Here is a 12,862-nt window from a genome sequence, read left to right on the forward strand (position 1 = left end):
TCGGATGACTCAGCCCACTCGACGAGGAGAAACGGAATGACCGAGCGGTTCACCACCAACGACGCCGGCATCGCTGCGCCCAGCGACGACCAGTCGCTCACCATCGGGCCCGACGGGCCGATCCTGCTGCAGGACCACTACCTGATCGAGCAGATGGCGCAATTCAACCGGGAGCGCATCCCGGAGCGCCAACCGCACGCCAAGGGCGGCGGTGCCTTCGGGCACTTCGAGGTCACCAACGACGTCAGCCAGTACACCCGCGCCGCGGTGTTCCAGCCCGGCACCAAGACCGACACGCTGATCAGGTTCTCCACCGTGGCAGGCGAGCGCGGCAGCCCAGACACCTGGCGGGATCCGCGCGGCTTCGCGCTGAAGTTCTACACCTCCGAGGGCAACTTCGACATGGTCGGCAACAACACGCCGGTCTTCTTCATCCGTGACCCGTTGAAGTTTCAGCACTTCATCCGGTCCCAAAAGCGTTTGCAGTCAAGCAATTTGCGCGACAACAACATGCAGTGGGACTTCTGGACGCTGTCGCCGGAGTCCGCGCACCAGGTCACCTGGCTGATGGGGGACAGGGGTATCCCGAAGAGTTGGCGGCACATGAACGGCTACAGCAGCCACACCTACAGCTGGCTCAACGCCGCCGGCGAGATGTTCTGGGTGAAGTACCACTTCATCAGCGACCAGGGCATCGACTACCTGACCCAGGAGGACGCCGACCAGCTGGCCGGTGAAGACGGCGACTACCACCAGCGCGACCTGTACGAGGCGATCGAGCGGGGCGAGTTCCCCAGCTGGACGCTCAAGATGCAGATCATGCCGTTCGAGGAGGCGAAGACCTACCGGTTCAACCCGTTCGACCTGACCAAGGTGTGGCCGCACGGCGACTATCCGTTGATCGACGTCGGGAAGTTGACCCTGGACCGCAACGTCACCGACTACCACACCGAGATCGAGCAGGCCGCATTCGAGCCGAACAACATCGTGCCCGGAACCGGGCTGAGCCCGGACAAGATGCTGCTGGCCCGCGGCTTCTCCTACTCCGACGCGCACCGCGCCCGGTTGGGAACCAACTACAAGCAGATCCCGGTCAACACGCCGAAGGTCGAGGTGAACAGCTACTCCAAGGACGGCGCGATGCGGATCAAGAACGTCTCCGATCCGGTGTACGCGCCCAACTCCTACGGCGGCCCGCACGCCGACCCGGCGCGCGCCGCGGAGGTGCGCTGGCACGCCGACGGCGAGATGGTCCGCGCCGCCTACACGCTGCGCGCCGAGGACGACGACTGGGGCCAGGCCGGCACGCTGGTCCGCGAGGTGCTCGACGACGACGCACGGGACCGCTTGGCGCACAACATCATCGGCCACGTGTCCAAGGGTGTGAAAGAGCCGGTGCTGTCGCGGGTCTTCGAATACTGGCGCAACGTGGACCCCGACCTCGGGAAGAAGGTCGAGGAGGGCGTCCGCGCCAACGGGGGCTGACGCGACCCGCCGACGTGCCTGGCATGATCGCTGCCATGACCATGCGGGTCCGGGTGGCGGCGCTGATCCTCGGAGCCGCCGGCGCCCCGGCGCTGGCCGTGCCGGTCGCGGCCGCGCACCCGTCGGAGCCGGGCGTAGTGAACTACGCGGTGCTCGGCAAGGGGTCGGTCGGCAACATCGTCGGCGGGCCCATCGGCTGGGAGTCGGTGTTCACCCAGCCGGTGCAGGGCGAATGGGTGGACCTGCCGGTCTGCAACAACTGGGCCGACATCGGGTTGCCGGAGGTCTACAACGACCCGGACTTGGCGTCGTTCAACGGCGCGGTCGCCCAGACCTCCGCGACGGACCAGACGCATCTGGTGAAGCAGGCGGTCGGGGTGTTCGCCACGAGCGACGCCGCGGGCCGGGCGTTTCACCGCGTGGTGGATCGCACCGTGGGCTGCTCGGGGCAGACCACCGCGCTGCACCTGGACAACGGCACCACCCAGGCGTGGTCCTTCGACGGCGGTGCGCCCGGCGCCACCGACGAGAACTGGACGAAGCAGGAAGAGGGCACCGACCAGCGCTGCTTCAATCAAACCAGGCTGCGCGAAAATGTTTTGCTGCAAGCGAAGGTGTGCCAGTCCGGCAACGGTGGCCCCGCGGTCAACGTCCTAGCTGGGGCGATGCAGAACGCGCTCAGTCAGTGACCGCGCGAGGGGGGATGCGTGGTTGCCGGGGCGTCGCAACCGGGCGGATCGGGAATATGTCAGAGGCACCTGCTAGATGAAGTAGGGGCGGTTATCGTTCCGTTAGCCACGCAACGGACCGGTTCGCCCAAGACGTGTTCGGCTTGCTCGGCTTCCGGCCCGAAGGGATCGTGATATGGCGTTCGTCGGTATCACCACCTCGCCGCTGCAACGTCCCGACTCCGCCGAGCTGACCGATTCGCAGGCCGCTGCCCGCCACATCGCCGAGGCCTGCCTGGCGGACGGGCCGGTCGGCCGGGTGGGTCTGGAGCTGGAAGCCCACTGCCACGATCCGGCCGACCCGCACCGCAGGCCCGGCTGGGAGGAGATCGGCGGCGTCCTGGAGGCGTTGGGGCCGCTGCCCGGCGGGAGCCGGGTCACCGTGGAGCCCGGCGGAGCCGTCGAACTGTCCGGGCCGCCCGCGGCGGGCGTGGTGCCCGCCATCGACGCGATGCGTCGCGACCAGGCGGTGCTGCGGGCCGCGTTCGCGGGCGCCGGCCTGGGCCTGGTGTTCCTCGGTGCTGATCCGTTGCGGCCGCCCCAGCGCATCAATCCCGGCGCCCGGTACCGCGCGATGGAGCGGTTCTTCGCGACCAGCCGCTCCGGCGAGGCCGGCGCGGCCATGATGACGTCGACGGCCTCGATCCAGGTGAACCTCGACGCCGGGCCGCGCGACGGCTGGGCGGCGCGGGTCCGCCTGGCCCACGCCCTGGGGCCCACGATGATCGCGCTGACGGCGAACTCCCCGATGCTGGACGGGGAATTCACCGGTTGGGTCTCTAGCCGCCAGCGGGTTTGGGGCCGCATGGATTCGGCGCGCTGCGGCCCCATCCTCGGCGCCAGCGGGGACGACCCGCGCACCGACTGGGCCCGCTACGCCCTCAAGGCCCCGGTGATGCTGGTGCACCACCCCGACGCCGAGGCGGTCACGCACTGGGTGCCGTTCGCCGACTGGGTCGACGGCCGCGCGCTGCTCGCCGGCCGCCGCCCCACCTTCGCGGACCTGGAATACCACCTGACCACGCTGTTCCCGCCGGTACGCCCCCGCCAGTGGTTGGAGATCCGGTACCTGGACAGCGTGCCGGAGGCCTTCTGGCCGGCGGTGGCGTTCACCATGGCGGCCCTGCTCGACGACCCGGCGGCCGCCGACGCCGCGGCCGCGGCCGTCGAGCCGGTCGCCACCGCCTGGGACACCGCGGCGCGGCTGGGCTTGCGCGACCGCCGGCTGCGCGAGGCGGCCAACAAGTGCCTGGCCATCGCCGCCGAGCTCGCGCCGCCCGAGGTCGAGGAGTCGATGCGTCGGCTGGTCGGCTGCGTCGAACAGGGCCGATGTCCGGGTGACGAGTTCGCCGACCAGGTGATCGAACACGGCATCGCGCCGGTGGTGGCGCGACTGGCGCAAGGGGGGCTGTGACTTCTGCTGCTGATTCCGACCTGCCGCGCCTGCGGTCGTCAGGCCGGCAGGATCTCGCCGACGATCTGGCGCGGGCGCGCACCCGCACGCTGCGGCTGGTCGACTTCGACGACGCGGAGCTGTGCCGGCAGTACGACCCCCTGATGAGCCCGCTGGTCTGGGACCTGGCGCACATCGGCCAGCAGGAGGAGTTCTGGCTGTTGCGCGCCGGTGACCCGGCGCGTCCCGGCATGTTGCCGGCGGCGGTCGAGGGGCTCTACGACGCGTTCACCCATTCGCGCGCCAGCCGCGTCGAGCTGCCGTTGCTGACCCCCGAGAAGGCGCGGGCCTACTGCAACACCGTGCGCTCGGCGGTGCTCGACGCCCTCGACGCGCTGCCCGACGATCCCGCCGGCGACCGGGCGGCGTTCGCCTACGCGATGGTGGTGAGCCACGAGAACCAGCACGACGAGACCATGCTGCAGGCGCTGAACCTGCGCTCCGGCGCGCCGCTGCTGACCGGGGCGTCCGCCGTGCCCGCGGGCCGGCCCGGGCTGGCCGGCACCTCGGTGCTGGTGCCCGGCGGCCCGTTCGTGCTGGGCGTCGACGCCGCCGACGAACCGTACTCGCTGGACAACGAGCGCCCGTCCCACGTCGTCGACGTGCCGACCTTCCGGATCGGCAGGGTGCCCGTCACCAACGGGGAGTGGCGCCAGTTCGTCGACGACGGCGGCTACCGGCAGCCGCGGTGGTGGTCCGAGCGCGGCTGGCAGCACCGGCAGGCCGTCGGACTGGTCGGCCCGCAATTCTGGAGCGCCGACGCGCGGACGCGAACCCGGTTCGGCCACGTCGAGGACATTCCGGCCGACGAGCCTGTCCAACACGTCAGCTACTTCGAGGCGCAGGCCTACGCGTCCTGGGCCGGCGCTCGGCTGCCCACCGAGATCGAGTGGGAGAAGGCCTGCGCCTGGGACCCGGCGGCGGGCGCGCGGCGCCGCTACCCGTGGGGCGCCGAGCCGCCCTCGGAGGCCGACCACCGCGCCAACCTGGGCGGGACGGCGCTGCGTCCGGCCCCCGTCGGGGCCTATCCGGCCGGCGCGTCCGCGTACGGGGTGGAACAGCTGCTCGGCGACGTCTGGGAGTGGACCAGCTCGCCGCTGCGCCCGTGGCCGGGATTCGCCCCGATGCTGTACCAGCGCTACTCCGAGCCCTTCTTCGACGGCGACTACCGGGTGCTGCGCGGCGGCTCGTGGGCGGTCGCGTCCAGCATTTTGCGGCCCAGCTTCCGCAACTGGGACCACCCCTACCGGCGGCAGATCTTCTCGGGCGTCCGGCTGGCCTGGGACGTGCAGGACCGCGCCTGATGTGCCGTCATCTGGGCTGGCTCGGCGCCGACGTCAGCGTGGCCTCGCTGGTGCTGGACCCGCCGCAGGGGCTGGGCGTCCAGTCCTACGCGCCGCGCCGCCAAAAGCACGGCCTGCTCAACGCCGACGGGTGGGGGGTCGGCTTCTTCGATCGCTCGTCGGGCGCCGACGTGCCCCGGCGCTGGCGCAGCCCGACGCCGCTGTGGGGCGATGCGTCGTTCGCGTCGGTGGCGCCGGCGCTGCGCAGCGGCTGCGTGGTGGCGGCGGTGCGTTCGGCGACCGTCGGGATGCCGATCGAACCCAGCGCGACGGCACCGTTCACCGACGGGCGGTGGTTGCTCTCGCACAACGGTGTCGTCGACCGCGCGGTGCTACCGGCGTCGTCGTCGGCCGAATCTGTCTGCGACAGCGCCATTTTGGCGGCGCTGATCTTCGACCGCGGGCTCGACGCGCTGGGCCGGACCGTCGCGGAGGTGGCGGCGGCCGATCCGGGGGCGCGGCTGAACATTTTGGCCGCCAACGGTTCTCGGCTGCTGGCGACGGCCTGGGGCGACACGCTGTCCATCCTGCGCCGCGCCGACGGCGTGGTCCTGGCCAGCGAACCCTACGACGACGACCCGGGCTGGGACGACGTCCCGGACCGGCACCTCGTCGACGTCACTGCCGCGGGCGTCACGCTGACCCCGCTCAACACCTGGGAAGGATCTTGATGACACTGTCGTTGTCGAACCACCTGGCCGCCGACTCGGCGTACCACGCGATCCGCCGCGACGTCGCCGACGGGTTGCGCCAGACGCCGAAGTCGCTGCCGCCCAAGTGGTTCTACGATTCGGTGGGCAGCGACCTGTTCGACCAGATCACCCGGCTGCCCGAGTACTACCCCACCCGCGCGGAGGCGGAGATCCTGCGGGCGCGGGCGGCCGAGATCGCGGCGGCCAGCGCCGCCGACACCCTCGTCGAGCTCGGCAGCGGGACGTCGGAGAAGACCCGCCTGCTGCTCGACGCGCTGCACGAGCGCGGGTCGCTGCGCAAATTCATCCCGTTCGACGTCGACGCCAGCATCCTGTCGACCGCCGCGGCGGCCATCCAGCGGGAGTACGCGGGCGTCGAGATCGAGGCCGTCTGCGGCGACTTCGAGGAGCACCTGGGTGAGATCCCGGGCGGCGGGCGGCGCCTGTTCGTGTTTTTGGGGTCGACCATCGGCAACCTCACACCCGAGCCGCGGGCGCGCTTCCTGTCCGCGCTGTCGGCGCAGCTGCGGCCCGGGGACAGCCTGCTGCTGGGCACCGACCTCGTCAAGGACGTCGACCGGCTGGTGCGGGCCTACGACGACGCCGCGGGAGTGACCGCGGCGTTCAACCGCAACGTGCTGGCGGTCATCAACCGTGAACTCGACGCCGACTTCGACGTCGACGCCTTCGGCCACGTAGCCCGCTGGAACGCCGACGAGGAACGCATCGAGATGTGGTTGCGCGCCCGCGACCCGCAGCGGGTGCGGGTGGGGGCGCTCGACCTGACGGTCGAGTTCGCCGGGGGCGAGGAGATGCTGACCGAGGTGTCGTGCAAGTTCCGCCCGGCGGGGGTGAGCGCCGAACTGCTGAGCGCGGGCCTGCGGCGCACCCGGTGGTGGACCGACGGCGCGGGAGATTTCGGGTTGTCGTTGGCCGTGAAGTGACGGCCGGGGACTCGTTGGCCGACCGGTGGCGGGCGGCCCGCCCGCCGGCGGCCGGGCTGCACCTGGACAGCGCGGCGTGCTCCCGGCAGAGCGTCGCGGTGATCGAGGCCACCGCCCGGCACGCCCGCAACGAGTCCGAGCTCGGCGGTTACGTCGCCGCCGAGGCGGCCGCCCCGGTGCTCGACGCCGGGCGTATCGCGTTCGCTGCGCTGGCCGGCATGCCCGACGCCGAGGTGGTGTTCACCACCGGCTCGCTGCACGCGCTGGATCTGCTGCTGGGCAGCTGGCCGGCGCAAGGCACGGCGGTCGCGTGCCTGCCCGGCGAGTACGGGCCCAACCTGGCCCTGCTGGACGCTTATGGTTGCGACCGCCGGCTGCTGCCGACGCTGCAGGACGGCCGGGTGGCGCTCGACGACGCGGCGCTGGCCCTGCAATCCGACCCGCCCGACCTGGTGCACGTGACCGCGGTCGCCAGCCACAGCGGCGTGGTGCAGCCGGTGGCGATGCTCGCGCAGCTCTGCCGCGAGCTCGGGTTACCGCTGGTCGTCGACGCCGCCCAGGCGCTCGGGCAGGTGGACTGCGCCGTGGGCGCCGACGCCCTGTACTCCTCGTCGCGCAAGTGGCTGGCCGGGCCGCGCGGGGTCGGATTGCTGGCCGTGCGTCCCGCGCTGCTGGAACGGCTGCGGCCCCGGCTGGCGAGCCCGCCCTGGGCGCCGGCCGTCGGGGTGGCCCAGCAGCTCGAGTTCGGTGAGGCCAACGTGGCCGCGCGCGTCGGCCTGGCGATCGCGCTGGGCGAGCATTTGGCCTTCCGGCCGGACGCGGTGCGCGCCGGCCTGGCCCGGCTGGGCAGCCTGACCCGCAGCCTGCTGGGCGACGTGCCGGGGTGGACGGTGGTCGAGGAGGCCGAGGAGCCCAGCGCCATCACCACCCTGGCCCCGGTGGACGGCGCCGACCCGCAGGCGGTGCGGGACTGGCTGCTCGCCGAGCGGCGGATCCTGACCACGTTCGTCGGGATGCAGCGCGCGCCGCTGGAACTCGCCGGGCCCCGGCTGCGGCTCTCGCCGCACCTGGACACCACGGCCGGCGACCTCGAGGTCTTCGCCGAGGCGCTCATCGCCGCCGCGGCGGCGACCGCGACGGGCTAGCCGGCCTTGTGCGCCGTCAACAGGAACGCGGGCAGCTTCATCCGGCCCTTCTCGTCGCGGGGGTGCTTGGGCATCTCGATCGGAGCACCGGGCGCGTCGGGAATGTTGGCGTGGATGTGCGCGGGCCGGATGTCGTCGACCTCCCAGTGGCGGCTGACGGCGGCGCGCAGCTCGTCTTCGTCGACCTCGTTCGGCCTAGATTCCCACCCGTCGGGGAAGGCGCCCTTGGCGAACACCAGCACGAAGTAGCCGGCCCCCGGAGCGGCGACGCGGTGCACAGAGCGCAGATAGTCGTCGCGGTGATCGACGGGTAACGAGTGGAACAGCGTGCTGTCCACCACGGTGTTGAACCGCCCCTCCAGGCCCGCCGGGTAGCTGTCGAAGTCGGTGATATCGGCCTGGGCGAATGTGGCGGAGGTCAGGCCCCGCTCGGCGGCCGCCTTGGTGGCCGCGGCGACGGCCGTCGGCGTGAGGTCGAGGCCGACCACGGTGTAACCCTGGGCGGCCAGCGCCAACGACAGCTCGGCGAAACCGCAGCCGGCGTCCAGCACGTCGCTGCGGAACCTGCCGGCCGCGATCAGGGCGGCCAACTCGGGCTGCGGCTCGCCGATGTTCCACGGCGGCGGCCCGTCGAACTCGCTCTCCCCGCGGTAGGCGCTGTCCCAATCCATCACTTGATCGGCCATGGCTCCAACGTACGCGCGGTCACGGCTCCCAGGTGTGCACCGGGGTGTTGGCGTGCATGTGGTCGCAGTAGCGGCGCAGCATCTCGGCCAGCGCCTCGGGCCGGGTCATCCCGCCGTCCTGCAGCGTCTGCACCGTCGACACCTGCCAGCTGGCGCCGTTGCGGCCGGAGGCGGCGCGGCCCTCGATGACGCCGAGGAACCGGTCGCGCACCTCCGGGTCCACGCCCCACCGGTGAAGGCCGTCGTGCGCCAGCGGCAGCAGCGTGTCGAGCACCAACTCGCGCGCCGTCACCTCACCCAGCCCGGGCCAGTGCAGCTTGGCGTCGATGCCGTGCCGCGCCGCGGCCAGGAAGTTTGCCTCGGCGACGGCGAAATCCAAGCTCTCCCAGAGCGGTTCGTCGGCCTCGGACAGGCTGCGCAGCAGGCCGTAGAAGAAGGCGGAATTGGCCAGCATGTCGACGACGGTGGGGCCGGCCGGCAACACCCGGTTCTCCAGGCGCAGGTGCGGGCGCCCGTCCACCACGTCGTAGACCGGCCGGTTCCAGCGGTACACGGTGCCGTTGTGCAGCCGCAGCTCGGACAGCTGCGGGGTGCGCCCGGCGGCCAGTTCGGCGACCGGGTCCTCGTCGGATACCTCGGGCAGCAGTGACGGGAAGTAGCGGATGTTCTCCCGGTACAGGTCGAGCACCGAGGAGATCCAGCCCTCGCCGAACCACACCCGCGGCCGCACCCCCTGGGACTTCAGCTCTTCGGGCCGGGTGTCGGTGGACTGCGCGAACAACTCGATGCGGGTCTCCGGCCACAGCAGGTGGCCGAAGAAGAACGGCGAATTGGCGGCCAGCGCCAGCTGCGGGCCGGCCACCGCCTGGGCCGCGTTCCAGTTCACGGCGAAGGTCTCCGGGGCCAGTTGCAGATGCAATTGCACACTGGTGCAGGCGGACTCGGGAGCTATCGACACCGCCTCCCAGCTCAGCGGCTCGGGTCCGGAGATGTTGATCGGAATGTCCTCGCCCCGCGCGCTGAAGATCGAGTCGTTGAGCGCGGCGTAGCGCGTCGACTCACTCATCCAGTCGTGGTCGAGGTGCTCGGGCATCAGCGTGGGCAGGATGCCGATTATCACGATGTGGGAACCCTCCGCGGCGGCCGCGACCTCGGCGTCGTTCAGGCTGGCCCGCACCTCGGCCTCCAGGTCCAGGCCGGTGTGGCCGGGCAGGGCGTGCGGCGGAACGTTGAATTCGATGTTGTAGGCGCCTAATTCGGTCTGGTAGGCCGGGTTGCCGATGGCCTGCAGCACGTGCCGGTTCGACATGGCCGGCTGGTAGTCGCCGTCGACGAGGTTGCACTCGATCTCCATGCCGGTGAGCGGCTCGGCGGAGTCGAAGCACGACCGGCCCAGCATCGTCTCGAAGACGTCCAGGCACAGCCCCACCTTGCGCCGGTGTTCCCGCCGATGTGCGTTGCTGTACGTGGCGCGCTTGACCTCGTCGCCCACACCGCCGATGCAACAGGTTCGCCGCCGGGAACGCAAGTACAGCCGTTAGAGTTTCGCTGTCCGGTCGCCGTGGCGTGTGGAGGGAAGCAGTTGGCCGAGTTCGTAGCAGCCGTCGACCAGGGAACGACCAGCACCCGCTGCATGATCTTCGATCACGATGGTGCCGAGGTGGCCCGCCATCAACTCGAGCACGAACAGATCCTGCCCCGCGCCGGCTGGGTCGAGCACGACCCGGTCGAGATCTGGGAACGCACCTCCTCGGTGCTGATGTCGGTGCTCAACCGGGCCAATCTCGGTCCCGAAGACCTTGTGGCGCTGGGTATTACCAATCAGCGGGAGACCACCTTGGTGTGGAACCGGCGCACCGGGCGGCCCTACTGCAACGCGATCGTGTGGCAGGACACCCGCACCGACCGGATCGCGGCGGCCCTGCAACGCGACGGCCGCGGCGAGGTGATCCGCCGCAAGGCCGGCCTGCCGCCGGCGACCTATTTCTCAGGGGGCAAGCTGCAGTGGATCCTGGAGAACGTCGACGGGGTGCGCCAGGCCGCCGAGCGCGGTGACGCCCTGTTCGGCACGCCGGACACCTGGGTGTTGTGGAATCTCACCGGCGGCCCGCACGGCGGCGTGCACGCCACCGACGTCACCAACGCCAGCCGGACCATGCTGATGGACCTCGAGACGCTGGACTGGGACGACGAGCTGCTGTCCTTTTTCACCATTCCCCGTGCGATGCTGCCAAAGATCGTGCCGTCGTCGTCGCCGCGGCCCTACGGCTCGTCCGCCCCGGCGGGGCCGTTGGGCGGCGAGGTCCCGATCACCGGGATGCTGGGTGACCAGCACGCCGCCATGGTGGGTCAGGTCTGCCTGGCGCAAGGCGAGGCCAAGAACACCTACGGCACGGGAAATTTCCTGCTGCTCAACACCGGCGAGACGATCGTGCGATCGGACAACGGGCTGCTGACCACCGTCTGTTATCAGTTCGGTGACGCCAAACCCGTTTACGCGCTTGAGGGTTCGATCGCGGTCACGGGTGCGGCGGTGCAGTGGTTGCGCGACCAGTTGGGCATCATCAGCGGCGCCGCGCAAAGCGAGTCGCTGGCCCGGCAGGTCGACGACAACGGCGGGGTCTATTTCGTGCCGGCCTTCTCGGGGTTGTTCGCGCCGTATTGGCGATCGGACGCCCGCGGCGCGATCGTCGGGTTGTCGAGGTTCAACACCAACGCGCACGTCGCCCGCGCGACGCTGGAGGCGATCTGTTACCAGAGCCGCGACGTGGTGGACGCCGCGGCCGCGGATTCCGGTGTGCGCCTTGAGGTTTTGAAGGTCGACGGTGGCGTCACCGCCAACGACCTGTGCATGCAGATCCAGGCCGACGTGTTGGGGGTGGACGTGGTGCGCCCGGTGGTGGCCGAGACGACCGCGTTGGGCGCCGCCTACGCGGCCGGCCTGGCGGTGGGGTTTTGGGCCGATCCATCCGACCTGCGGGACAACTGGCAAGAGGACAAGCGGTGGACGCCGACCTGGTCCGAGGATCAGCGAGCCGCGGGGTATGCGGGCTGGCGCAAGGCGGTGCAGCGGACCCTGGACTGGGTCGAGATGACCTGATCTAGGGCCCGCCGCGGTGCCAGGTGTGTCAGTCCTCGCCGAGGATGGCGTAGATCTCTCGGCGCGCGTTGTTGACGATGTCGACGATGCGCTGCTGCTGGTCGGCGCTGGCGGTGTGCGCGGCCTGCGCCACCGCCCCGAACAGCTGGCCGACGGCCGCCCGCAGGTTCAGGTGGCCGGGGTCGGCCCCTTCGGTGATCTCGTCCCACGGCGGGGTTTCGATCTTGTCGGCGGCGGCGCGGCCCTCGTCGGTCAGCTCGAACAGCTTCTTGCTGCCCTCGCTCTCGCTGGCGGCGATCAGCCCCTCGTCGTCGAGGAGCTGCAGGGTCGGGTAGACGGAGCCGGGGCTGGGCTTCCACAGCCCGTTGCTGCGCTCGGCGATCTGCTGGATCATCTCGTAGCCGTGCATCGGCCGCTCGGCAAGCAGCGCCAAGATGGCGGCGCGGACGTCACCGCGACGGCCCCGGCCGGGGCCGCCGCGACGTCCCCCGCCGCGACGCCCGCCGAACCCGAACCCCGCGCCGAAGCCGGGACCGAAGCCCGGCCCGAACCCGGGACCGAATCCGAGTGGGCCGTCGTGGTCGGCTGCCTGCTCACGCAGGTGGTCGAAGAATTCGCGCCGGGCGTGGCGCTTGGCGCCGTGCAGCGCCCGCCGTTGTGCGGGGCCGAAGGCGGGGCCGGGACCGAAGCCGAACCCGAGGCCGGGGCGGCCGGCGAACGGAGTGCCGGGGGTCATGAATGGGTTGCTCATGGTTGCAGAGTCCTTACGTCTGGTGGGGAGGCGCTGAGGCGCGCCTCGTTGTCTTACGAAACATCACGATATATCGGAAACTATCGCGATGCAACGTTGAATTGTGTGAGCGGCGTTTGTCCGGGCACGTCGCGGGTAGGAACAGGGGCATGAACGGCGACAATCACCTCACCGCGAGCCCCGGCGCGGCCCACGGTGGCGCGCCGGGACGCCGTCCGGAGAGTCGGGGTGGCGGCGCGTGGTTGTGGGTCAACTGGTGCCTAGCGCTCGGGACGGTGCCCGCCGCCGCGATCGTGATGTTGTTCGCCCTGGGCGCCGCGATGAGCGCGGACGGCTGCGGCGACGCCAGCTGCTCCGGTCACACCGGCATCGACTTCGGCGTCGCCTTCTACGGGGCGCCCGCGGTCGCCGTGGTCGTCATCGCGATCTCGTTCGGCACCGCCGGGCGCCGCGGCGGCGTCGGGGTCCCGCTGCTCGGCTGGGCGCTGCTGATCGCCGACGTGGCGCTGATGGCGGCGAGCGTGGCGGGCTGAGC

At 71.0% G+C, this 12,862-nt stretch carries 12 protein-coding genes; 9 read left to right on the forward strand and 3 right to left on the reverse strand.

Translation table 11 applies throughout. The features are described 5' to 3' along the window. Window positions 1–36: 36 nt before the first annotated feature. The 7 genes from A5700_RS16725 (at window position 37) to egtE (ending at window position 7,790) form a co-directional block, all read left to right on the forward strand. The gene (locus tag A5700_RS16725) at window positions 37–1,485 is read left to right on the forward strand and encodes a catalase (RefSeq protein ID WP_068070302.1); all 1,449 of its coding nucleotides are present in this window, start codon (window positions 37–39) and stop codon (window positions 1,483–1,485) included. A 41-nt stretch (window positions 1,486–1,526) separates the two neighbouring features. Then, window positions 1,527–2,174 carry a sensor domain-containing protein gene (locus A5700_RS16730; protein WP_156671265.1) on the forward strand — a complete coding sequence of 216 codons (648 nt, stop codon included), beginning with the start codon at window positions 1,527–1,529 and terminating at the stop codon, window positions 2,172–2,174. A gap of 175 nt (window positions 2,175–2,349) precedes the next feature. After that, the gene (gene egtA, locus A5700_RS16735; protein WP_068070301.1) at window positions 2,350–3,627 is read left to right on the forward strand and encodes an ergothioneine biosynthesis glutamate--cysteine ligase EgtA; all 1,278 of its coding nucleotides are present in this window, start codon (window positions 2,350–2,352) and stop codon (window positions 3,625–3,627) included. Window positions 3,628–3,656: 29 nt separating this feature from the next. Then, window positions 3,657–4,970: an ergothioneine biosynthesis protein EgtB gene (egtB, locus tag A5700_RS16740; protein ID WP_068070317.1), complete on the forward strand. Its 1,314-nt coding sequence runs from the start codon at window positions 3,657–3,659 to the stop codon at window positions 4,968–4,970. After that, complete coding sequence (gene egtC, locus A5700_RS16745) at window positions 4,970–5,680, forward strand: ergothioneine biosynthesis protein EgtC (protein WP_068070300.1); 711 nt, start codon at window positions 4,970–4,972, stop codon at window positions 5,678–5,680. Before egtB ends, egtC begins: the two co-directional genes overlap by 1 nt. After that, window positions 5,680–6,645, forward strand: a complete 966-nt coding sequence (gene egtD / locus A5700_RS16750) for an L-histidine N(alpha)-methyltransferase (protein ID WP_068070299.1) — start codon at window positions 5,680–5,682, stop codon at window positions 6,643–6,645. Before egtC ends, egtD begins: the two co-directional genes overlap by 1 nt. Continuing rightward, window positions 6,642–7,790 carry an ergothioneine biosynthesis PLP-dependent enzyme EgtE gene (egtE, locus tag A5700_RS16755; RefSeq protein ID WP_068204864.1) on the forward strand — a complete coding sequence of 383 codons (1,149 nt, stop codon included), beginning with the start codon at window positions 6,642–6,644 and terminating at the stop codon, window positions 7,788–7,790. Before egtD ends, egtE begins: the two co-directional genes overlap by 4 nt. On the opposite strand, the gene A5700_RS16760 is transcribed toward egtE, so the two are convergent. Then, window positions 7,787–8,476: a class I SAM-dependent methyltransferase gene (locus A5700_RS16760; protein ID WP_068070297.1), complete on the reverse strand. Its 690-nt coding sequence runs from the start codon at window positions 8,474–8,476 to the stop codon at window positions 7,787–7,789. The two genes, egtE and A5700_RS16760, sit on opposite strands and share 4 nt — an antisense overlap. A gap of 19 nt (window positions 8,477–8,495) precedes the next feature. Then, window positions 8,496–9,968, reverse strand: a complete 1,473-nt coding sequence (locus A5700_RS16765) for a glutamate--cysteine ligase (protein WP_068070296.1) — start codon at window positions 9,966–9,968, stop codon at window positions 8,496–8,498. 141 nt (window positions 9,969–10,109) lie between these two features. Between A5700_RS16765 and glpK the strand changes: the two genes are divergently transcribed. Continuing rightward, window positions 10,110–11,576 (forward strand): glycerol kinase GlpK, encoded by a 1,467-nt coding sequence (glpK, locus tag A5700_RS16770; protein ID WP_068070295.1) that lies wholly within the window; start codon window positions 10,110–10,112, stop codon window positions 11,574–11,576. 28 nt (window positions 11,577–11,604) lie between these two features. On the opposite strand, the gene A5700_RS16775 is transcribed toward glpK, so the two are convergent. Next, on the reverse strand, window positions 11,605–12,327 hold the full coding sequence (locus A5700_RS16775) for a PadR family transcriptional regulator (RefSeq protein WP_068070294.1): 723 nt from the start codon (window positions 12,325–12,327) through the stop codon (window positions 11,605–11,607). Between the two features lie 149 nt (window positions 12,328–12,476). On the opposite strand from A5700_RS16775, the gene A5700_RS16780 reads away from it, so the two are divergent. After that, complete coding sequence (locus A5700_RS16780; protein ID WP_068070293.1) at window positions 12,477–12,860, forward strand: hypothetical protein; 384 nt, start codon at window positions 12,477–12,479, stop codon at window positions 12,858–12,860. Window positions 12,861–12,862: the final 2 nt, after the last annotated feature.

Origin of the sequence: Mycobacterium sp. E1214 (assembly GCF_001666755.1) — a bacterium.
Lineage (GTDB): Bacteria > Actinomycetota > Actinomycetes > Mycobacteriales > Mycobacteriaceae > Mycobacterium.

Excerpts from the sequence above, each read along its gene's own strand:
- A5700_RS16725 (WP_068070302.1), top strand. The coding sequence starts at position 37 with ATGACCGAGCGGTTCACCACCAACGACGCCGGCATCGCTGCGCCCAGC.
- A5700_RS16730 (WP_156671265.1), top strand. The coding sequence starts at position 1,527 with ATGCGGGTCCGGGTGGCGGCGCTGATCCTCGGAGCCGCCGGCGCCCCG.
- egtA (WP_068070301.1), top strand. The coding sequence starts at position 2,350 with ATGGCGTTCGTCGGTATCACCACCTCGCCGCTGCAACGTCCCGACTCC.
- egtC (WP_068070300.1), top strand. The coding sequence starts at position 4,970 with ATGTGCCGTCATCTGGGCTGGCTCGGCGCCGACGTCAGCGTGGCCTCG.
- egtD (WP_068070299.1), top strand. The coding sequence starts at position 5,680 with ATGACACTGTCGTTGTCGAACCACCTGGCCGCCGACTCGGCGTACCAC.
- A5700_RS16760 (WP_068070297.1), bottom strand. The coding sequence starts at position 8,476 with ATGGCCGATCAAGTGATGGATTGGGACAGCGCCTACCGCGGGGAGAGC.
- glpK (WP_068070295.1), top strand. The coding sequence starts at position 10,110 with ATGATCTTCGATCACGATGGTGCCGAGGTGGCCCGCCATCAACTCGAG.
- A5700_RS16775 (WP_068070294.1), bottom strand. The coding sequence starts at position 12,327 with ATGAGCAACCCATTCATGACCCCCGGCACTCCGTTCGCCGGCCGCCCC.
- A5700_RS16780 (WP_068070293.1), top strand. The coding sequence starts at position 12,477 with ATGAACGGCGACAATCACCTCACCGCGAGCCCCGGCGCGGCCCACGGT.